The following is a 19,349-nucleotide window of genomic DNA, read 5'->3' as shown; positions in this document are numbered from 1 at the left end:
AGTCACTTCCGAAAAACTCATCGCATCAGCGAAGCCGGCCATCAGGCCAGTTCGCAACGAAAGAGATTCGGAGAAGATCATGTGGGCTCTGACAACATCCAACGGACTGCGGGTCGACAACATCCGGTACGAGCACGACGCCAGGATGGCCGTGCACAACCTGGGTTACCCGCAGGCTATCGGGCCGTACTCCTGGCAGGTCGTCGACAACCAGGGCCGGCAGTTCGTCGCCGAGGTCAGAAAGGTGCGCTGACAATCAGTTCGGCGGTCAGCAGCGTCAGGATCTCCGAACAGCCGCCGTCGACTTTTACGGTGGCCAACTCGTCGCCTCGGGTGACGCCCCGGTTGACGATTCCCACTGGGATGCCGTGGGCCGCGGCGTGGCGGACGAACCGGTAGCCGGAGAACACCGTCAGCGACGAGCCGGCGACCAGCAGCGCCTGGGCCCGGTTGATCACTGAATATGCCTCGGCTACAGCATCTTTGGGTACACTCTCGCCAAAGTAAACGATGTCGGGCTTGAGCATGCCGCCGCAGTCCGGGCAGTCGAGATAGCGGAACGATTCGGTCTCGGCGACCACGGCGTCCGCGTCGGGTGCCACCGCCAGCCCGCCGATAGACTCGGCCCGCTCAATGAACCCGGGGTTGAGTGCCTCGAGTTGCTCGGCCAGAACCGCGCGGCTCATGGTGTGACCACACCCCAGACAAGCGACCCGCGCGTAGGTGCCGTGCAGATTCACCACGTTGGCGCTGCCGGCCTTCGTGTGCAGCAGGTCGACGTTCTGCGTGATAACGCCGCAGACCACGCCCGCCTGCTCAAGAGCGGCCAGCGCGTAGTGCCCCGCATTTGGCCGGGTGTCGTCCATGTGCCGCCACCCGACGTGATTGCGCGCCCAATATCGCTGCCGGAACACCGGGTCGGAGGTGAACTGGCCGATCGTCATCGGATTGCTCGGTGGCGAGTCGGGCCCCCGATAATCGGGTATGCCGGAGTCCGTGGAAATGCCTGCACCGGTGAGCACCGCAATCCGCCGGCCGGACAGCATTGCGATGAGTTCGGGGGACTCCATGGATCCGAGCCTAGGCACTTTTGTGGGACGGGATTCGGGCATCGCGACCACCGCGCGCAACAATGGGGTGCGATGAACTTCTACTCGGCCTATCAGCATGGGTTTATGCGCGTCGCCGCGTGCACGCACCACACCACGATCGCCGACCCGGCGGCCAACGCCGCGTCGGTCCTGCGCGTCGCCCGCGAATGCCACGACGAGGGCGTCGGATTGGCGGTCTTCCCCGAACTAACACTGTCCGGCTACTCGATCGAAGACATCCTGCTCTCCGACGCCCTGCTCGACGCTGTCGAGTGCGCGCTGGCCGATCTGGTGGCCGAGTCGGCTGATTTGCTGCCGGTCCTGGTGATCGGTGCGCCGCTGCGGCATCGGCACCGCATCTACAACACCGCTGTTGTGGTGCATCGTGGCGCGGTCCTCGGGGTGGTCCCCAAGTCCTATCTGCCGAACTACCGGGAGTTCTACGAGCGCCGCCAGATCGCCGCCGGCGACGACGAACGTGGGACCATTCGGGTCGGACGTTTGGACGTTCCGTTCGGGCCGGATTTGTTGTTCGCCGCGACGGACCTGCCCGGTTTCGTGCTGCATGTGGAGATCTGCGAGGACATGTTCGTCCCGGTGCCGCCCAGCGCCGAGGCGGCTCTGGCCGGTGCGACGATGTTGGCGAATCTATCGGGCAGTCCGATCACCGTGGGCCGCGCCGAGGATCGCGCCCTGCTGGCGCGGTCGGCGTCGGCGCGCTGCCTGGCGGCCTACGTGTACGCGGCCGCAGGGGAGGGCGAATCGACCACGGATCTGGCCTGGGACGGCCAGACGATGATCTGGGAGAACGGTACGCTGCTGGCCCAATCCGAACGGTTTCCCAAGGGTGGGCGCCGCTCGGTAGCCGACGTCGACACCGAATTGCTGCGTTCGGAGCGATTGCGGATGGGAACGTTCGACGACAACCGGCGTCGCCACGCCGCCGCAACGGACGCGTTTCGCCGCATCGACTTTCGGCTCGACCCACCCGACGGCGACATCGGCCTGCTGCGCATGGTCGAACGCTTCCCGTTCGTGCCTGCCGATCCGCAACGGCTGCAACAGGATTGCTATGAGGCGTACAACATTCAGGTGGCCGGTCTCGAGCAGCGGTTGCGGGCACTGGACTATCCGAAGGTGGTCATCGGTGTGTCCGGCGGTCTGGATTCGACACACGCCCTGATCGTCGCGGCCAGGGCGATGGACCGGGAAGGTCGGCCGCGCAGCGACATTCTGGCCTTCACGTTGCCGGGTTTTGCCACCGGCGATCGCACCAAGAATAATGCGGTCAAGTTGTCGCGCGCGTTGGGAGTCACCTTCGAGGAGATCGACATCCGCAAGACGGCCCAGGGGATGCTCGCCGAGATCGGGCACCCGTTCGCGCGCGGCGAGAAGGTTTACGACGTCACGTTCGAGAACGTTCAGGCCGGCTTGCGCACCGACTACCTGTTCCGGTTGGCCAACCAGCGTGGCGGCATCGTGTTGGGCACCGGTGACCTCTCCGAACTGGGCCTGGGCTGGTCGACCTACGGCGTTGGTGACCAGATGTCGCATTACAACGTCAACGGCGGAGTACCGAAGACATTGATCCAGCACCTGATTCGCTGGGTCATCTCCTCCGGAGAGTTCGACGAACAGGTAGGTGAGATCCTGCAGTCGGTGCTCGAGACCGAGATCACCCCCGAGCTGGTTCCCACCGGCGAGGAGGAGGAATTGCAGAGCAGCGAAGCCAAGGTCGGTCCCTATGCCCTGCAAGACTTTTCACTGTTCTATGTGCTGCGCCACGGCTTCCGCCCATCCAAGATCGCCTTTCTGGCCTGGTACGCGTGGAGCGATGCCGCGCGTGGCAGCTGGCCGCCGGGCTTTCCCGAGGACAAGCGGCCGGTCTACTCCCTGTCCGAGATCCGGCACTGGCTCCGGGTTTTCGTGCAGCGTTTCTACTCGTTCAGTCAGTTTAAGCGCTCGGCGTTGCCCAACGGCCCGAAAGTTTCTCATGGCGGCGCACTTTCACCCCGAGGAGACTGGCGGGCTCCCTCAGACATGTCCGCGCGGATCTGGCTGGACGAGATCGAGCGCCAGGTGCCCGAAGACTGACAGCGGCGTCAATCGGGTTCGTTTTTGTCGAGTTTGAGCAGTCGTTCTGGTGCTGCAGCGCAGGAAGTTTCACTCACGGCGATAGCGCGGCTTTGATCGCCTCGGCATCCGGCGCACAGTTACCTGCACCGTGCACCAGCGTCGCCAAGGCGCCAGCGGCGCAGGCGTGTCGCAAAGCCTGTAGCCGCTCAACCGGGGTTCCCGGTTCTGGTGGCCAATTCGCTGCCAACACGCCCGAGAACACATCACCGGCACCGGCACTGTCGACCGCCGCCACCGACGGCGCTGTCACCACAAAGTCTCCGTCGATACCCGTGTAGCGGGCGCCACGTTTACCCAGCGTTGTCACGAAGTGCTCTGTCGGCCAAATCCATTCGGCCGCCTCAGCCTCGTTAGCGATCACCACGTCAGTGACCGCCGCCAGCTCGGCCACTGCGCTGTGTTTGCTCGATGGTGCGGCATTGACCATCACGATCGCCCCGGCGGACCGCGCTTCGCGAGCCGCGGCAACTGCCGTCGGCACCGGAATCTCTAATTGCGTCAACAGCACATCGCAGTCGTAGGCACCGGCGTGTCCAACTGATACATGGGTGTTGGCGCCCGGGACGACCACGATCAGGTTCTCGGCGCCGGCGTCGACCACTACGACCGCTGACCCGCTCGGGCCAGGCACCCGGGTCAGGTGGTCTAACCCAACAGCGTTAGCCGACAGGTGGGCACGTAACCGGTCAGCGGCTGCGTCGTCACCGACAGCGCCGACGAACTGCACGCGTGCACCCGCCCGTGCGGCCGCGACAGCCTGGTTGGCCCCCTTGCCGCCAGGCGAATACGACGACGTTGACGCGAGCACCGTCTGACCCGGGTACGGCAGGGACGCGACCCGAAGCATCAGGTCCAGATTCACGCTGCCGACGACCGACACCCGCTTCGCCATGGCATCGAGGCTAACGACACCGGCGGGCGGGCATCACCTTTCGGTGAAAGCAAGGACACAGCCCGGCGTCACTTTCCGGTAAACGCCGACAACGCCTGGCTGGCCAGCTAACGTGCAGCGTGATCGGGGACCCGTTACAAATCGGTGGCAGAAGGGAAGCCGATTGACATCGGTTGAGCTAACAAGGTCGGAGCCGGTAAGCGACATTGAACCAGCTCCGGTCAACAAGGGCGCTCGCCGCCGGCTGCCGGGGATACGCTTTCGGGTCAGCATTCAATCCAAGATCCTGGTGGCACTGCTGCTTTCGAGCATTCTTTCGGTCGCTGTCGTCGGCCTGATCGGCGCGCTCTCGGGGCGCAGTGCACTGCGTGAAGTCGAGTCCGAGCGGCTGATCGAGTTGCGCCAGTCGCAGAAGCGGCAGGTGGAGGCGCTGTTCCGGGAGGTGACGGACTCGCTGGTGGTCTACAGTGGCGGGTTCAGCGTCGACCAGGCCGTGATCGCAATGACCGCCGGATTCGGTCAGCTGGCAAACGCCACCATCAGCGGCGCCCAACAGCAGGCGCTCGTCGACTACTACCAGAACCAAATCATCAAACCGATCAAAAAGATCACCGGCGACGAAATCGATCTCAACGCGGTACTGCCGAATTCCGGCGCCCAGAAGTACTTGCAGGCCCATTACACCGCCTCGACCAAACCCGACGCGTTACCAGTCAGCGACGCCGGCGACGGCAGCGCATGGTCGGCGGCCAATGCCCGCTACGACTTCTACATGCGCGACATTGTCACCCGTTTCGACTATCAGGATGCGCTGCTGCTGGATCAGGATGGCAATGTCGTCTACTCAGTGAAGAAGGGGCCGGACTTCGGCACCAATGTCCTCACCGGACCGTATCGCGAATCGAATTTGCGCGAGGCCTACCAGAAGGCGTTGCGTTCCAACGATGTCGAGTTCGTCTGGATCACCGATTTTCAGCCCTACCAGCCGCAGTTGGCTGCGCCCACGGCCTGGGTGGTGTCCCCGATCGGCCTCAACGGCAAGATCGACGGAGTGATGGCGCTGCCGGTGCCCATCGCCAAGATCAACAGCATCATGACCGCCGACAAGAACTGGAAGGGCGCCGGAATGGGCGCGGCGACCGAGACGTTCCTGGCCGGGGCCGACGATCTGATGCGTTCTGATTCAAGGCTTTTTCTGGAAGATCCGCAGGAATATCGGCGCCTGGCGATCGAGGCCGGCACCGCTCCCAGCGTCGCGGACCGCGCCATCCAGCTCGGTGGCACCACACTCGTGCAGCCTGTGACCAGTGCCGGTCTGCGTGCAGCGCAACGAGGGGAGACCGGCGTCGTCGCCGGCACCGACTACACCGGTAACAGGGAACTGGAAGCCTACGCCCCGCTGAACATCCCGAATTCGGACCTGCACTGGTCGATCCTGGCGACCCGGGACGACTCCGACGCGTTTGCCAGGCTCGGCAGGTTCAGCAAGACCCTGGCGATCACGGTCACGGGGATGATCTTCGCCGTCTGCGTAATCTCGATGCTGGTCGCGCAGGCGGCGGTGCGCCCGGTCCGGCGTCTGGAAAAGGGCACCCAGCAGATCAGCTCCGGCGACTACGAGGTCAACATCCCGGTTACCTCGCGCGACGAAATCGGCGATCTCACCGCAGCTTTCAACGAAATGAGCCGCAATCTGGCGATCAAGGAGGAACTGCTCAACGAACAGCGCAGGGAGAACGACCGGATGCTGCTGGCGCTGATGCCCGAATCGGTCGTCCAGCGATACCGGGAAGGCGAGCCCACCATCGCGCAAAAGCATCAGGACGTCGCGATCATCTTCGCCGACATCATCGGGCTGGACGAGATCTCCAACTACTTGCCGGGCAATGAGTTGGTCGGGATCGTCGACGAACTGTTCGGCCAATTCGACTCGGCGGCAGAAAACCTTGGAGTGGAACGTATCCGCACCTTCCACAACGGATATCTGGCCAGTTGCGGGGTTATCACACCGCGCCTGGACAGCGTGCATCGTAGCCTCGAGTTCGCTCTCGAAATGCGCCGGATCATCGAACGTTTCAACAGCCGCAGTCCGCACGACCTGGGTCTGCGGGTCGGTGTCAACACCGGCAACGTGATCAGCGGTCTGGTGGGTCAATCCGGCTTGGTCTTCGACATGTGGGGTGGCGCTGTCAGCTTGGCTTTCCAGATGCACAGCGGCACACCGCAACCCGGCATCTATGTGTCATCGCAAGTGTACGAGGCGATGCGAGACTCCCGGCAGTTCACGCCCACCGGCACCATCTTGGTCGGTGGCGAAGAGCAAGCGATCTATCGGTTGTCGGAGCGGTGATGAACGCATTGCACTCGTCGTGGTTTCACTGGGCCATCGGCATCGCGGTCGGATTCCCGGTTGGCTTGATCCTGCTGACCGAGGTGCACCACGCCCTGGTCCGCAGGAACAACCGGCTGGCCCGTCAGGTCGGTGTGCTGCGCAATTTGCTCTTGCCGCTCGGTGCGCTGTTGCTGTTGTTGGTGAAGGCGTCGGAGATCTCGGCCAACGACCCCCCGGTGCGCATTCTGACCACGCTGTTTGGCTTCCTGGTACTGGTGCTGTTGCTGTCCGGGCTGAGCACCACCGTGTTCGAGGGAGCACCTGAAGACAGCTGGCGCAAGCGAGTCCCGACGATCTTCCTCGACGTCGGCCGCATCGCACTGATCGGTGTCGGGCTGGCCGTGATCCTGTCCTTCGTCTGGGGCGTGCGCGTCGGTGGCGTGTTTACCGCGCTCGGAATCACCTCGGTGGTCATCGGGCTGATGCTGCAGAACTCGGTCGGTCAGATCGTCTCGGGGCTGTTCATGCTGTTCGAGCAGCCTTTCCGGATCAACGACTGGCTGGATACGCAGACGGCACGGGGGCGAGTCGTCGAGGTGAACTGGCGGGCGGTGCACATTCAGACCGGCAGTGGGCTGCGGATCATGCCGAACTCGATGCTGGCCACCACGGCGTTCACCAATCTCAGCCGCCCCAGCGGGCCGCACAAGTGCTCGATCACCACCACGTTCGCCACGTCGGACCCGCCCGACAAGGTGTGCGCGATGCTGAACCTGGTGGCCAGCGCGCTGCCGTTAATCAAGCCGGGTACCGCGCCGAACTCAGTGGCGCTCGGCGGCGGCGAGTACAAGACCACGATCAGGGTCAATTCGCCCGCCGACGAAGGTGCGACGCAGTCGACCTTCGCACGCTGGGTCTGGTACGCCGCACGTCGCGAGGAACTGCACTTGGACGGCGACGACGACGAATTCTCTACACCCGAGCGCGTCAGCAAGGCGCTGCGTACGGTGGTTGCGCCGGAACTGCGGCTGACCCTCGCCGATCAACAATTGTTGGCGCCGTACGCCAGGGTCGTGCGGTACGGCGCCGACGAGATCGTGCAGTATGCCGGGACGGTTCCCACGGTGATGATATTTCTGGTCGCCGGCGCAGTCCGGCTGACGGTGACCGACGAGGTTGGCGACGTCGTCCCCGTCACCACCCTGCACCAGGGCTCGTTCCTCGGGATCACCGCGCTGACTCGCCAGCCCAACGTCGCCGGCGCGTACGCGCTCGACGAGGTGACCGCGCTGGAGATCGAACGCGAGCACCTGGAGAAGATAGTGATGAACAAACCGATGTTGCTGCAGGATCTGGGCCGGATCATCGATGAGCGGCAAAGCACGGCCCGGCGTGTGACGCGTCGCGAGCGAGTCGGCTAAAGCGCCATCGGGGCAACGGGCGGGCGCGCCCCGTCGGAGCAGGCCGGATACCCTGTGATAATGAGTCTGCAAGCGCCTGCGCTGCCCGACCTGCGCCAAGAGGTGCACGACGCCGCCCGACGCGCCCGGATCGCCGCCCGTGTGCTGGCCTGCACGCCCACCGTCGTCAAAGACCGCGCGCTGCACGCCGCCGCGGATGAGATCCTGGCCAGTGCCGGGGCGATCCTGGCGGCCAATGCCGAGGACCTGGACACGGCCCGCGCGGCCGACACGGCTGCCGCGATGCTCGATCGGCTGGCGCTCAACCCGCAGCGCATCGATGGCATCGCCGCCGGGCTTCGCCAGGTCGCCGGGCTGCCCGACCCGGTCGGCGAAGTACTGCGCGGCTCCACCCTGCCCAACGGGCTGCAGCTGCGTCAGCAGCGAGTTCCGCTGGGTGTGGTCGGGATGATCTACGAGGGCCGTCCCAATGTCACCGTGGACGCCTTCGGCCTAACCCTCAAGTCCGGCAACGCCGCGCTGTTGCGAGGCAGTTCTTCGGCGGCCAAGTCCAACGAGGCTTTGGTCACGGTGTTGCGCCGGGCCCTGGTCTCTCAGGAGTTGCCCGCCGACGCTGTGCAGCTGCTCTCGGCGGCCGACCGGGCCACCGTTACCCACCTTATTCAGGCTCGCGGCCTGGTCGACGTCGCTATTCCGCGTGGGGGAGCCGGTCTGATCGAGGCGGTGGTGCGCGACGCGCAGATACCAACCATCGAGACCGGGGTCGGCAACTGCCACGTCTACGTGCACGAAGCGGCCGACCTCGACGTCGCCGAACGCATTCTGCTGAACTCGAAGACCCGCCGGCCCAGCGTCTGCAACGCCGCCGAGACCTTGCTGGTTGATTCCGCGATCGCTGCCCGGGCGATGCCGAGGCTGCTCGAGGCGCTGCAGAACGCCGGCGTCACCGTGCATCTCGACGCGGGCGAGGACGATCTGCGCCGCGAGTACCTGGCGATGGACATCGCGGTGTCGGTGGTCGACGGCGTAGCCGGCGCGATCGCGCACATCAACGAGTACGGCACCGGGCACACCGAAGCCATCGTCACCACCAATCTCGCTGCGGCGCAACAGTTTACCGAACAGGTCGATGCCGCCGCAGTGATGGTGAACGCGTCCACGGCATTCACCGACGGTGAGCAGTTCGGCTTTGGTGCTGAGATCGGCATCTCGACGCAGAAGCTGCACGCCCGCGGTCCGATGGGCTTGCCGGAATTGACCTCGACCAAGTGGATCGTCTGGGGAGACGGCCACACCCGACCGGCCTGACCGGCCCTCCCTAGGAGTGTCCATCCAATGAGCGTTCCCGCGCGGCCTGTGCCGCTGTTCGCCGACATCGCCGACGTCTCGCGACGCTTGGCCGAGACTGGCTACCTGCCCGACACCCCTACCGCGACGGCGGTTTTCCTGGCCGACCGGCTCGGTAAGCCGCTGCTGGTCGAAGGACCGGCAGGCGTCGGCAAGACCGAACTGGCTCGCGCCATCGCCCAGGCCACCGGTTCGGGGTTGGTCAGGCTGCAGTGCTATGAAGGCGTCGATGAGGCGCGCGCCCTCTACGAGTGGAATCACGCCAAGCAGATATTGCGCATCCAGGCCGGTTCCGGGGACTGGCAGGCCACCAAAGACGACGTATTCAGCGAGGAATTCCTGCTGCAGCGGCCGCTGCTGACCGCGATTCGCCGCACCGACCCGACCGTGCTGCTGATCGACGAAACCGACAAGGCCGACATCGAGATCGAGGGTCTACTGCTGGAGGTGCTGTCCGATTTCGCGGTGACGGTGCCCGAATTGGGCACCATCACTGCCACCCGCACGCCGTTGGTGGTGCTGACCTCGAATGCCACCCGGGAGCTGTCTGAGGCGCTCAAGCGTCGTTGCCTGTTCCTGCACATCGACTTTCCGACGCCAGAGTTGGAACGGCGCATCCTGTTGTCGCGGGTCCCTGAACTGCCCCAGCATCTCGCCGAGGAACTGGTGCGCATCATCGGCGTGCTGCGCGGGATGCAGCTGAAGAAGGTGCCATCCATCGCCGAGACCATCGACTGGGGTCGCACCCTGCTAGCTCTGGGAATGGACACCATCGATGACTCCGTTGTCGCCGCCACCTTGGGTGTGGTTCTCAAGCATCAGTCCGATCAGCAGCGCGCGAGCGGCGAGCTCAGGCTCAATTAACGAAAGGGCTTGAACACGATGGCCACCCGACGCCTCCGACCCAGCCGTCCGCTCGCCCCGCACGGACTGCCGGGTCATTTGGTTGGCTTCGTGGAAGCGCTTCGCGCGAGTGGCATTTCGGTAGGGCCGTCGGAAACGGTGGATGCCGGCCGAGTGATGGCCACGTTGGGCCTGGGCGACCGCGAGGTGCTGCGCGCCGGCCTGGCGTGCGCGGTACTGCGACGGCCCGATCATCGTGAAACTTACGACGCCATGTTCGACTTGTGGTTCCCCGCCGCCCTGGGGGCCCGTTCCGCGGTGTCGGACGAGGGGGGTGGCGAGGGCGACGGTGCCCTCCCGCCCGACGACGTCGAGGCGATGCGGCAGATGCTGCTCGATCTGCTCAACGACAACCCTGACCTGGCCGACATGGACCAGCGGCTGGTGCAGATGATCGCGCGGATCGTGGAGGCCTACGGCAAGTACAACTCCAGCCGGGGTCCGTCGTTCTCGTCGTATCAGGCGCTCAAGGCGATGGCGTTGGACGAGCTGGAGGGCAAACTACTGGCTGGATTGCTCGCCCCGTACGGCGACGAGCCCACGCCGAGTCAAGAACAGATCGCCAAAGCGCTTGCTGCGCAGAAGATAACGCAGCTACGCAAGATGGTCGATGCCGAGACCAAGCGGCGCACCGCCGAGCAGCTGGGCCGCGAGCACGTCCAGATGTACGGCATTCCACAGCTTTCCGAGAACGTCGAATTCCTGCGCGCTTCGGGCGATCAGCTGCGCCAGATGCGCCGCGTCGTCGCACCGCTGGCTCGCACGCTCGCCACCCGGCTTGCCGCCCGTCGGCGTCGCGCGCGGGCCGGAACGATCGACTTGCGCAAGACATTGCGCAAGTCGATGTCCACGGGCGGGGTGCCGATCGACGTCGTACTCAAGAAGCCACGCCCGGCGCGGCCGGAGCTGGTGGTGCTGTGCGACGTGTCCGGCTCGGTGGCGGGATTCAGCCACTTCACTTTGTTGCTGGTCCACGCGCTGCGCCAACAGTTTTCCCGCGTGCGCGTCTTCGCCTTCATCGACACCACCGACGAGGTGACGCACATGTTCGGCCCCGAAGCCGACCTCGCCGTGGCGATTCAGCGGATCACCCGCGAAGCGGGCGTGTACGCCCGTGACGGCCATTCGGACTACGGCAACGCGTTTGTCACTTTCCAGCAGGCGAACCCGAGCGTGCTCTCGCCGCGCAGCTCGCTGCTGATCCTGGGCGACGGGCGCACCAACTACCGCAACCCGGCTGTCGATGTACTGGAAGACATGGTGAAGTCGGCCCGGCACGCGCACTGGCTCAACCCGGAGCCCCGACACCTTTGGGGCAGCGGTGATTCGGCGGTGCCGCGCTACGAGGAAATCATCACCATGCACGAGTGCCGGTCGGCCAAGCAGCTGGCCGGCGTGGTCGACCAGCTGCTGCCGGTCTGACCGTCGGTCAGGGTACAAACACCAGTCGTCTGTCGTCCGATGGTCGCCGGGTCCAGGCGGCCTCGACCTCGCTGAGTGGGACGGTCTGGGTGTCGATGTCGAATTCGCCGGCCACCACCGCCGCGGCGATTTCGGGTATCTCATGGGCGAACTCGGCCCGGGCGACCGACCCTATGCCGCTGCCGACGATCTGCAGGCGGGTGGATCGCAGCGCCGCGGAGGCGATCTCGGCCGTCGCGCCCGCCATGGATCCGATTTCGATCCAGGTGAGTCTCTTGTTCCGGTTGTTGCGGTGGGTGAGCAAGTCGACCATTCCGGCGGAACTCGGTGGGCCCCAGACATAGTCGAGGACGACATCGACATCGCCTGCCTCGCCGAGCCGGTCGAAGGTGAGTGTGCGGTCGGCACCCAGCGTTGGCAGGCCGGCCAGCCGCTGGGGGTTTCTTCCTGCGCCGATAACCTCCCCAGCGCCGAAGCGCTTTGCGACCTGTATCGCCATGCGTCCGGCGTTGCCGGTAGCTCCCAGGATCAACACCCGCGAGCCGGGCTCGAAGTGGATGCGTCGCCGCAGTGCGACCCAGGACGACATCACTGGGTTGATGGCGGCAGCCACGGCCGCTGCGTCGGTGTCAGCGGGCAATGGCACGGTGCGACTCTTTTCGACGATCGTGCGCTGGGCCATGGTGCCCAGGTTGGTGTCCTCGACGAGTGCGTAGTACAGCGCGCCCGTCGCATCGCGGACCACTCCGTCGATCCCGGGCACCATCGGCAGTTCCCCGGTGCTGGTGTAGTGGGAACCGTTCGCCTGAGACCGCACTCGCGGGTGCAGTGCCGCGGCGACAACATCGACCACCAGCTCGTCCGTGCCAGTGCCGTCCGGTTCGGGGAAGTCCTGGTAGCGGGGCGGTTCGTCAAATGCACGCACAACTGCAGCCTTCATGTTCGACCTATCTCTCTAGTTTCCTAGATTGATGGTATTGCGAACTAAATTAGTTGGCAACACGATCTATTTCCGGTATGTTCCGGACATGACCGGTGAGCGCGGCACCAATCCGGGGCCCCCGGACGACCTCCGAGATGCATTGGTGCAGATGTCTTTTACGTTGATGGCTGTGCTTACCGAGGTAGCCGCCGCGCACGACATCTCGCTGACGCAGCTACGGGTGCTGGGGATTCTTCGTGATCGTGAGCCCACCATGGCGGACCTAGCGGCCTACACCGGTTTGGAGCGCTCGACGGTCAGCGGACTCGTGGACCGCGCGGTCGGGCGCGGCCTGGTGCGACGCAAAGCCGACCAATTGGACGGTCGCGCGGTACGGGTGACGCTGACCGGGCATGCCCACCGCCTGGTACCCGAGATCACCGGGGCGATCGGCGAGCGGATCGCGCCGCTGGTGGGGAGGTTGAGCGCCGGCGAGCAGAGGCGACTCACCGAGCTGCTGACCAAATCGCTGGGTTCGTGAAACCCAGCGACCTCAGCGCGACTTGCGGAACACCAGCCAGCGCATCTCGATTGGGATCTGCTCACGCTCGACCGGGAACACGTCCGCACCGCTGACCCACGCGGCGTACCAGCTGGTCTGTGGCCATGCACCGGGCGGCAGATGGGCCTGTTCGTAGTCGAACACCGAGTCGTCGGAGATCAGTTCCAGCGGCAGACCGGCCGACGCATCCGATACCTCCTGGCGCGAAAACATCGCCGTGTACGCCTGCTGCCCGAATTCGCGGGCGGCGTCGTCGATCTCGTAGCCCAACCGCGGCAGGAACGCGTTGAACACCAGCCGCCCCCCGGGGGCCAGGCAATGGGTGGCCAGCTCGAACAGTCCTCGCAGCTGCTGGGTGGTCCGGAAATCGGACACCACCTCCGACAGCAGGATCAGCTGGTAGTCCTTACGGAGGTCGGCCGTGGTCTCGAAGACGTTGCGCACGATGACCCGCACGTCCAGACCGTCGCGCTGCGCCTCCGCCCGAATCATCTCAGCGAACTTCGGGGTCAGCTCCACCACGTCGACGGGGTGCCCGCGTCGTGCCAGCGGAAGTGCGTTGCGACCGGTGCCGGCCCCGATGTCGAGCACCCGATACGTCGCGGGGTCGGCGGCCTCGTTCGCCAGAACCCACACCCGCGCGTCGGGTTCGGTACCGAACAGCGGAGGTTCGCGGGTGGCGACCCAGTTCGCGTAGGAATCGGCGACGGTGAACCAGCGGGCATTGACCTGGTAGTGCAGGGTTGGCCCGATGGGGGCGTTGTAGGAGATAACGATGTTGGAGCGCGGCGAAATCGAGAAGGCTTCGGCGAGCTGCTCCTGCAGTACCTTGCGCAGATGGGCGAGTTCTTCGTCGTTGAACTTGCGCCCGACGCTGGCGAAGATGGTGCTGCACATCTTGACGTACTCGTCGAGCATGCTCGGCACGGCTGGCAGCGAGATCTCGCCGGTGACCACGGATCGGCTCAGGAAGCGCCGGGTCATTGCGTCTTTCCACTGTTGAGTCTGGTCTAGCGAGCTGGTCGTCGAGTTTTCCACAGACTCCTTGTACACGGTCGAGCTCACTATTGCCGCGGCATTGGGCAAAGGCCTTAGATCTTTATTGCACTGCAGCAACGAGGGAGGTGGGGCATCTGGGCATGTCGACCTTTCGGTGCGGGCTACGCGAGCCTCGCCCGGTCAAATGTGACATCGGCCGGCTGGCGACGAACGGCACCCCCGTTCTGGCGCTGATCGGACGCGAGGAGACATTGCACGACGGAGCAATGACGGCGGACAGGTTCCAGCGGCAGCTGCCCGGCGCAGAGGTGGTCCTGGGCGATGACGCGAATCACCTGATCTTCATTGACCAACAGGACGTTGTGACCACCGAGCTGAAGAAGTTCCTGCGACCCTGATCGCCAGCAGGTTGGCGGGAGTCCTTGGACGGAACCGCCGGCGCCGCTCCAGTAAGCTGGCAAACCATGCAAAAGCGGCTGCGCAGGCTGGGGGTGATGGGTGGCACGTTTGATCCCATCCACTACGGCCACCTGGTCGCCGCGAGTGAAGTGGCCCACAAATTTGAGCTCGACGAAGTGGTTTTCGTGCCCAGTGGACAGCCGTGGCAAAAAGAGCGTCAGGTTTCGGCCGCCGAGGACCGGTACCTGATGACGGTGATCGCCACCGCATCCAACCCGCGGTTCTCCGTGAGCCGCGTCGATATCGACCGCGCCGGGCCGACGTACACCCGCGACACGCTGCGCGATCTGCACACCCTCAACCCGGACGCGGAGCTGTACTTCATCACCGGCGCCGACGCGCTGGCGTCGATCCTGTCCTGGCACGGCTGGGAGGAGCTGTTCGACTTGGCGCGCTTCGTCGGGGTCAGCCGGCCGGGCTACGAGCTGCACCATGACCACGTGACCGAAGCCGTCGGCGAGCTGGCCGCGGATACGCTGACGCTGTTCGAGATTCCGGCGCTGGCGATCTCGTCGACCGACTGCCGGCAACGTGCCGAGGAACGTCGGCCGCTGTGGTACCTAATGCCCGACGGCGTCGTCCAGTACGTCTCCAAGCGTCGGCTCTACCGGAAGGCAGGGACCGCCGCATGAGCGCCAACCAAGAGGCGATCGACATGGCGACGGTGGCCGCGACCGCCGCGGCCGCGAAGCTGGCCGACGACGTGCTGGTCATCGACGTGTCCGGGCAATTGGTCATCACCGACTGCTTCGTTATCGCGTCGGCCTCCAACGAACGGCAGGTCAACGCGATTGTCGACGAGGTCGAGGAGAAAATGCGCCGGGCCGGTCACAAGCCGGCCCGGCGGGAGGGGGCCCGCGAGGGCCGCTGGACACTGCTGGACTACCGCGACATCGTGGTGCACATCCAGCACCAGGACGATCGCAATTTCTATGCGCTGGACCGGTTGTGGGGCGACTGCCCGGTAATTCCGGTGAACATGGAGTCGGCCGCTGAGCCCGAGACGGACGCCGAATGAGCGTGCGCCGGCTCGTGATGCTGCGACATGGGCAGACCGATTACAACCTCGGCAGCAGGATGCAGGGCCAGCTGGAGACCGACCTAAGCGAACTTGGCCGCGCTCAGGCGGTCGCTGCCGCCGAGGTGCTGGGCAAGCTGCAGCCGCTGCGGATCGTGTCCTCGGATCTGCGACGCGCCTTCGACACCGCGGTCACATTGGGCGAGCGCACCGGCCTACCGGTCCGCGTGGACCGCAGGCTGCGAGAGACACACCTCGGCGACTGGCAGGGCATGACCCACACGCAAATCGACGCGGACGTCCCGGGTGCGCGGCTGGCCTGGCGGGAGGACGCCACCTGGGCCCCGCACGGGGGCGAGAGCAGGGTCGACGTGGCGCAGCGAAGCGTGCCGGTGGTGGCCGAACTGGTTGCCGATGAGCCGGACTGGGGTGACGCTGACCAACCGGATCGACCGGTCGTGCTGGTCGCCCACGGCGGGCTGATTGCCGCGCTATCGGCCGCGCTGCTGGGACTGCCGGTGGCCAGCTGGCCCATCCTGGGTGGTATGGGGAACTGCAGCTGGGTGCAGTTGAGCGGCCACGCAGGCGACACCGCGGACTTCGAAGCGATCCGCTGGCGGCTTGACGTGTGGAATGCTTCGGCGCAGGTGTCCAATGACGTCCTCTGATCCCCATTCCAGGCCGACGCTGCTGATCTTCGCAGACTCGTTGTCCTACTACGGGCCCACTGGCGGACTGCCCGCCGACGACACCCGCATTTGGCCCAATATTGTTGGTGCCCAACTGGGTTGGGATGTCGAGCTGATCGGCCGCATCGGTTGGACGTGCCGGGACGTATGGTGGGCGGCAACTCAGGACCCGAGGGCCTGGGCGGCGCTGCCCAAGGCGGGTGCGGTGATATTCGCCACCAGCGGCATGGATTCGCTGCCTTCGGTGCTGCCGACCGCGTTGCGCGAACTCATCCGCTATGTCCGCCCGCCTTGGCTGCGGCGCTGGGTGCGCGACGGTTACGGCTGGCTGCAGCCTCGGCTGTCGCCGGTCGCCCGGCCCGCGCTGCCACCGCACTTGACGGTGGATTACCTCGAACAGACCCGTGGTGCAATCGATTTCAACCGTCCGGGTATCCCGATGGTGGCGTCGCTGCCGTCGGTGCACATCGCCGAGACTTACGGCAATGCGCACCATGGCCGGGCCGGAACTGTTGCCGCGATCACCGAATGGGCGCAGCAGCACGACATTCCGCTGGTCGACCTCAAGGCCGCGGTCGCCGACGAGATCTTGAGCGGCCGCGGCAATCCCGACGGCATCCACTGGAATTTCCAGGCACACCGAGCAGTCGCGGAACTGATGCTCAAGGCGCTGGACGAAGCCGGGGTGCCGGAGCGGCGCAAGTGACTGTCATCCTCGTCACCGACAGCGCGGCGCGCCTGCCGGCGGAGTTGCGCGACAAGTGGGCGATACGTGAAGTGCCGCTGCACATTCTGTTGGACAACGCCGATCTGCGTGACGGCGTCGATGAGATTTCCGACGACATCCATAAGCGCCACGCCACCACGGCGGCGGCTACCCCGGCTGAGCTGTGTGCTGCTTACCGGCAGGCGCTGGCGGACAGCGGCGGCGATGGTGTGGTGGCGGTGCACATCTCCTCGGAGCTGTCCGGAACCTGTCGCGCCGCAGAACTCACCGCCGCTGAGTTCGGTTCCGCGGTAAAGGTTGTCGATTCTAAGTCGACAGCGATGGGGTCGGGCTTCACGGTACTGGCCGCGGCGCGGGCAGCGGCGGCGGGGGCAGATCTGGATGCCGTTGCGGCTGCTGCCGCTGCCGCAGTACACCGCACCCATGCCTACATGATCGTGCAGCGGCTGGACAATTTGCGTCGCAGCGGTCGAATCGGCGGCGCCAAGGCGTGGTTGGGCACGGCCCTGGCACTGAAACCGCTGTTGCACGTCGATGACGGCAAGCTCGTTCTCGCCCAACGGATCAGGACCGCGAAAGGCGCCGTCACCGCGATGGTCGACCAAGTCTGCGAGGTAGTGGGGGAGTACCCTGCCGAGGTGGCGGTGCACCACGTCGCAAACCCGGACGGTGCGGCCGAGGTGGCCGCCATGCTGGCCGACCGGTTGCCGGCCGCGCAGCCGGCACTCGTGACGCCGCTGGGTCCGGTGCTGGCGGTGCATGTCGGTGCCGGGGCGCTGGCGGTGTGTGCGCAACTGGCCGAGTAGCGCAGTGTCAGATCTGCTGGTCGATGATCGTCGTACCTACCGGGTCGTTGTTCCAGATGTAGACGGGCAACTGCGAGAATGGGTACGACCCCGTGTTGAATACGTAGTAGTTGTTCGCCGTGGCCGACCCGACAACAAATGGAGTCTGGGTCGCGGTCACCGTTTGCGTGTAGAGCGGCACACCGTTGATCGTGGTCACGGTAATGACCGTGCCCGCGGGCAGGTGGTTGCCGATCGCGAGACCAGGCACCAACGATTGAGGGACAGCACCCAGCTCCCCACCGGAGTCAAAAAAGGTCCCGACGGTCTGCGGCATTCCGTTGTTGATCTGCACTTGCACAACGGTTCTCGGAGACCCGTTTATATCGAGGATCGGTGGCAGCGGGTTGGGCCCGAACTGCAGTAGGCCGCGTGGCAGATTGATCAGCACACCATCGCTCATTGTTCCCGGCAGCGCCGCGGTCACCGGGGCGGGGAACGGATAGTCGTTGTTCGGACCCACCCCCAGGTAGGCGGTCAGCGACGAAAGGGGGATCGACTGTCCCGTGCTGTAGTGAGCATCGGTGGCCACGCCGATTGTGGTTGGCTGGCTGACGATTCCATTACCGAAGTTCAGCGTGGTCAGATAGGTCTTGTAGTTGACGACGACGGCGCCGCCGTAACTGACGCTGCCCGTGCCGGTCGGCGCGCCGAGAGTCGCAAAGTCGACGTATTGCGGGGGCACCACCAGACCGGAGGCGCCTGAATCGACGGTGACCGGCAAGCTCGGCCCGCCGCCGACCGAGATATTCAGTATCGGGCTGCCGTACTGGCCCGGATGGATCAGCGTCTGGTTGGGCCCCAAGGCGGTGCTGACCCCTGCGGTGCCGGGCATTCCCAAGAGGCCGCCTCGACCACCGGGGCCGCCGATGCCGCCGGGTCCGCTGGCCCCGCCGGTGCCGCCGATGCCGATCAGGCCCGCCGAGCCCCCGGGTCCGCCGGGCATGCCGCCGTACAGGCTGCTACCGCCGATGCCGCCATTGCCGCACAACACACCGCCGGCGCCCCCGGCGCCCCCGGCGACTCCGTAGGCGGTGCTGGTGCCCCCGGCTCCGCCCGTGCCGTACAGCCAACCGCCGGCCCCACCGGTGGTTCCCACGCCTTGGGCATTGGTGTAGCCATTGGCGCCGTCGCCGAACAGCGGACGCCCGGTCACCTCGAGGACAGGATCGTTGATGAGGTGCGATGCGCTGGAGGCAAGGTGGTTGACGATGGCGGTTTCGGCGGCCGCATAAGCCTGCGCGGCCTCGAGCAGTCTGGGCAGGAATTGTTCGTAGGAGGCCGCGAACTGCTGAGCCAACGCCTGGTACTGCTGGCCGTACTCGGTGAACATCGAAGCCAACGCCACCGAGATTTCATCGGCGCTCGCGGCCGCCAGCCCAGTCGTGCCGACGAAGGCCGAGGTATTAGACAGGTGGACGGTGGTGCCGATGTTCGCCAATTCTGTTGTCGCCGTTGACAACAAGTCAGGAGTAACCAGCAGCGCGGACACGGTAGCCTCCTGAGCATCGGTGACTGTGTGGTGAAGACCCTACAGTCGAGCCCACGCTTGGTTGCAGATTTCGCGCATTACTCGCGCCGAAC

Annotated in this window: 19 protein-coding genes; 14 read left to right on the top strand and 5 right to left on the bottom strand. The window is 65.4% G+C overall.

Annotation, left to right across the window (positions count from 1 at the left end):
* Positions 1 to 79 precede the first annotated feature (79 nt).
* On the top strand, positions 80 to 253 hold the full coding sequence (locus tag H0P51_RS19025; protein ID WP_180914463.1) for a hypothetical protein: 174 nt from the start codon (positions 80 to 82) through the stop codon (positions 251 to 253).
* On the opposite strand, the gene H0P51_RS19020 is transcribed toward H0P51_RS19025, so the two are convergent.
* Positions 237 to 1,070, bottom strand: coding sequence for an SIR2 family NAD-dependent protein deacylase (locus tag H0P51_RS19020; RefSeq protein WP_180914461.1), 834 nt, complete (start codon positions 1,068 to 1,070; stop codon positions 237 to 239). The two genes, H0P51_RS19025 and H0P51_RS19020, sit on opposite strands and share 17 nt — an antisense overlap.
* A 72-nt stretch (positions 1,071 to 1,142) precedes the next feature.
* Between H0P51_RS19020 and H0P51_RS19015 the strand changes: the two genes are divergently transcribed.
* Positions 1,143 to 3,185, top strand: coding sequence for an NAD(+) synthase (locus H0P51_RS19015; protein ID WP_180914460.1), 2,043 nt, complete (start codon positions 1,143 to 1,145; stop codon positions 3,183 to 3,185).
* A gap of 73 nt (positions 3,186 to 3,258) precedes the next feature.
* Here the strand turns inward: H0P51_RS19015 and H0P51_RS19010 are convergent, their stop codons facing one another.
* The gene (locus H0P51_RS19010; RefSeq protein WP_180914458.1) at positions 3,259 to 4,119 is read right to left on the bottom strand and encodes a PfkB family carbohydrate kinase; all 861 of its coding nucleotides are present in this window, start codon (positions 4,117 to 4,119) and stop codon (positions 3,259 to 3,261) included.
* Positions 4,120 to 4,282: 163 nt separating this feature from the next.
* Between H0P51_RS19010 and H0P51_RS19005 the strand changes: the two genes are divergently transcribed.
* The 5 genes from H0P51_RS19005 to H0P51_RS18985 are packed head-to-tail and all read left to right on the top strand — an operon-like array spanning position 4,283 to position 11,544.
* Positions 4,283 to 6,469, top strand: a complete 2,187-nt coding sequence (locus tag H0P51_RS19005; RefSeq protein ID WP_180914456.1) for an adenylate/guanylate cyclase domain-containing protein — start codon at positions 4,283 to 4,285, stop codon at positions 6,467 to 6,469.
* The gene (locus H0P51_RS19000) at positions 6,469 to 7,872 is read left to right on the top strand and encodes a mechanosensitive ion channel family protein (RefSeq protein ID WP_180914454.1); all 1,404 of its coding nucleotides are present in this window, start codon (positions 6,469 to 6,471) and stop codon (positions 7,870 to 7,872) included. The genes H0P51_RS19005 and H0P51_RS19000 overlap by 1 nt, the downstream gene beginning before the upstream one ends.
* A 60-nt stretch (positions 7,873 to 7,932) precedes the next feature.
* Complete coding sequence (locus H0P51_RS18995) at positions 7,933 to 9,180, top strand: glutamate-5-semialdehyde dehydrogenase (protein ID WP_180914452.1); 1,248 nt, start codon at positions 7,933 to 7,935, stop codon at positions 9,178 to 9,180.
* A gap of 27 nt (positions 9,181 to 9,207) precedes the next feature.
* A complete protein-coding gene (locus H0P51_RS18990) occupies positions 9,208 to 10,083 on the top strand; it encodes an AAA family ATPase (protein WP_180914450.1) in 876 nt (291 codons plus the stop codon).
* A gap of 18 nt (positions 10,084 to 10,101) precedes the next feature.
* Positions 10,102 to 11,544, top strand: a complete 1,443-nt coding sequence (locus tag H0P51_RS18985) for a vWA domain-containing protein (protein ID WP_180914448.1) — start codon at positions 10,102 to 10,104, stop codon at positions 11,542 to 11,544.
* A gap of 7 nt (positions 11,545 to 11,551) precedes the next feature.
* Here H0P51_RS18985 and H0P51_RS18980 read toward each other — a convergent pair whose 3' ends face one another.
* On the bottom strand, positions 11,552 to 12,484 hold the full coding sequence (locus tag H0P51_RS18980) for a quinone oxidoreductase family protein (RefSeq protein ID WP_180914446.1): 933 nt from the start codon (positions 12,482 to 12,484) through the stop codon (positions 11,552 to 11,554).
* A gap of 88 nt (positions 12,485 to 12,572) precedes the next feature.
* Here H0P51_RS18980 and H0P51_RS18975 point away from each other — a divergent pair, with 88 nt between their 5' ends.
* Complete coding sequence (locus tag H0P51_RS18975) at positions 12,573 to 13,007, top strand: MarR family winged helix-turn-helix transcriptional regulator (protein ID WP_180914444.1); 435 nt, start codon at positions 12,573 to 12,575, stop codon at positions 13,005 to 13,007.
* A gap of 12 nt (positions 13,008 to 13,019) precedes the next feature.
* On the opposite strand, the gene H0P51_RS18970 is transcribed toward H0P51_RS18975, so the two are convergent.
* Positions 13,020 to 14,012, bottom strand: a complete 993-nt coding sequence (locus H0P51_RS18970) for a class I SAM-dependent methyltransferase (RefSeq protein WP_180914442.1) — start codon at positions 14,010 to 14,012, stop codon at positions 13,020 to 13,022.
* A gap of 155 nt (positions 14,013 to 14,167) precedes the next feature.
* Here H0P51_RS18970 and H0P51_RS18965 point away from each other — a divergent pair, with 155 nt between their 5' ends.
* The 6 genes from H0P51_RS18965 to H0P51_RS18940 all read left to right on the top strand — a co-directional run bounded on the left by H0P51_RS18965 (position 14,168) and on the right by H0P51_RS18940 (position 17,726).
* Positions 14,168 to 14,425, top strand: a complete 258-nt coding sequence (locus H0P51_RS18965; protein WP_180914440.1) for an alpha/beta fold hydrolase — start codon at positions 14,168 to 14,170, stop codon at positions 14,423 to 14,425.
* 96 nt (positions 14,426 to 14,521) lie between these two features.
* Entirely contained in the window at positions 14,522 to 15,118 is a 597-nt protein-coding gene (gene nadD, locus H0P51_RS18960) for a nicotinate-nucleotide adenylyltransferase (RefSeq protein WP_246398872.1), read from the top strand.
* On the top strand, positions 15,115 to 15,504 hold the full coding sequence (gene rsfS / locus H0P51_RS18955; protein ID WP_180914437.1) for a ribosome silencing factor: 390 nt from the start codon (positions 15,115 to 15,117) through the stop codon (positions 15,502 to 15,504). The genes nadD and rsfS overlap by 4 nt, the downstream gene beginning before the upstream one ends.
* Positions 15,501 to 16,172, top strand: coding sequence for a glucosyl-3-phosphoglycerate phosphatase (gpgP, locus tag H0P51_RS18950; RefSeq protein ID WP_180914435.1), 672 nt, complete (start codon positions 15,501 to 15,503; stop codon positions 16,170 to 16,172). The genes rsfS and gpgP overlap by 4 nt, the downstream gene beginning before the upstream one ends.
* Positions 16,159 to 16,899 carry a diglucosylglycerate octanoyltransferase gene (gene octT, locus H0P51_RS18945; protein ID WP_180914433.1) on the top strand — a complete coding sequence of 247 codons (741 nt, stop codon included), beginning with the start codon at positions 16,159 to 16,161 and terminating at the stop codon, positions 16,897 to 16,899. The genes gpgP and octT overlap by 14 nt, the downstream gene beginning before the upstream one ends.
* Positions 16,896 to 17,726 (top strand): DegV family protein, encoded by an 831-nt coding sequence (locus H0P51_RS18940; RefSeq protein WP_180914431.1) that lies wholly within the window; start codon positions 16,896 to 16,898, stop codon positions 17,724 to 17,726. The genes octT and H0P51_RS18940 overlap by 4 nt, the downstream gene beginning before the upstream one ends.
* 7 nt (positions 17,727 to 17,733) lie before the next feature.
* On the opposite strand, the gene H0P51_RS29005 is transcribed toward H0P51_RS18940, so the two are convergent.
* Positions 17,734 to 19,257 (bottom strand): PecA family PE domain-processing aspartic protease, encoded by a 1,524-nt coding sequence (locus H0P51_RS29005; protein WP_180914429.1) that lies wholly within the window; start codon positions 19,255 to 19,257, stop codon positions 17,734 to 17,736.
* Between the last annotated feature and the right edge of the window lie 92 nt (positions 19,258 to 19,349).

Source organism: Mycobacterium vicinigordonae, from assembly GCF_013466425.1.
In the GTDB taxonomy this organism is placed as follows: Bacteria; Actinomycetota; Actinomycetes; order Mycobacteriales; family Mycobacteriaceae; genus Mycobacterium; species Mycobacterium vicinigordonae.
The sequence above is the reverse complement of the archived record's forward strand: the minus strand, read 5'-3'. Positions and strand labels throughout refer to the sequence as shown.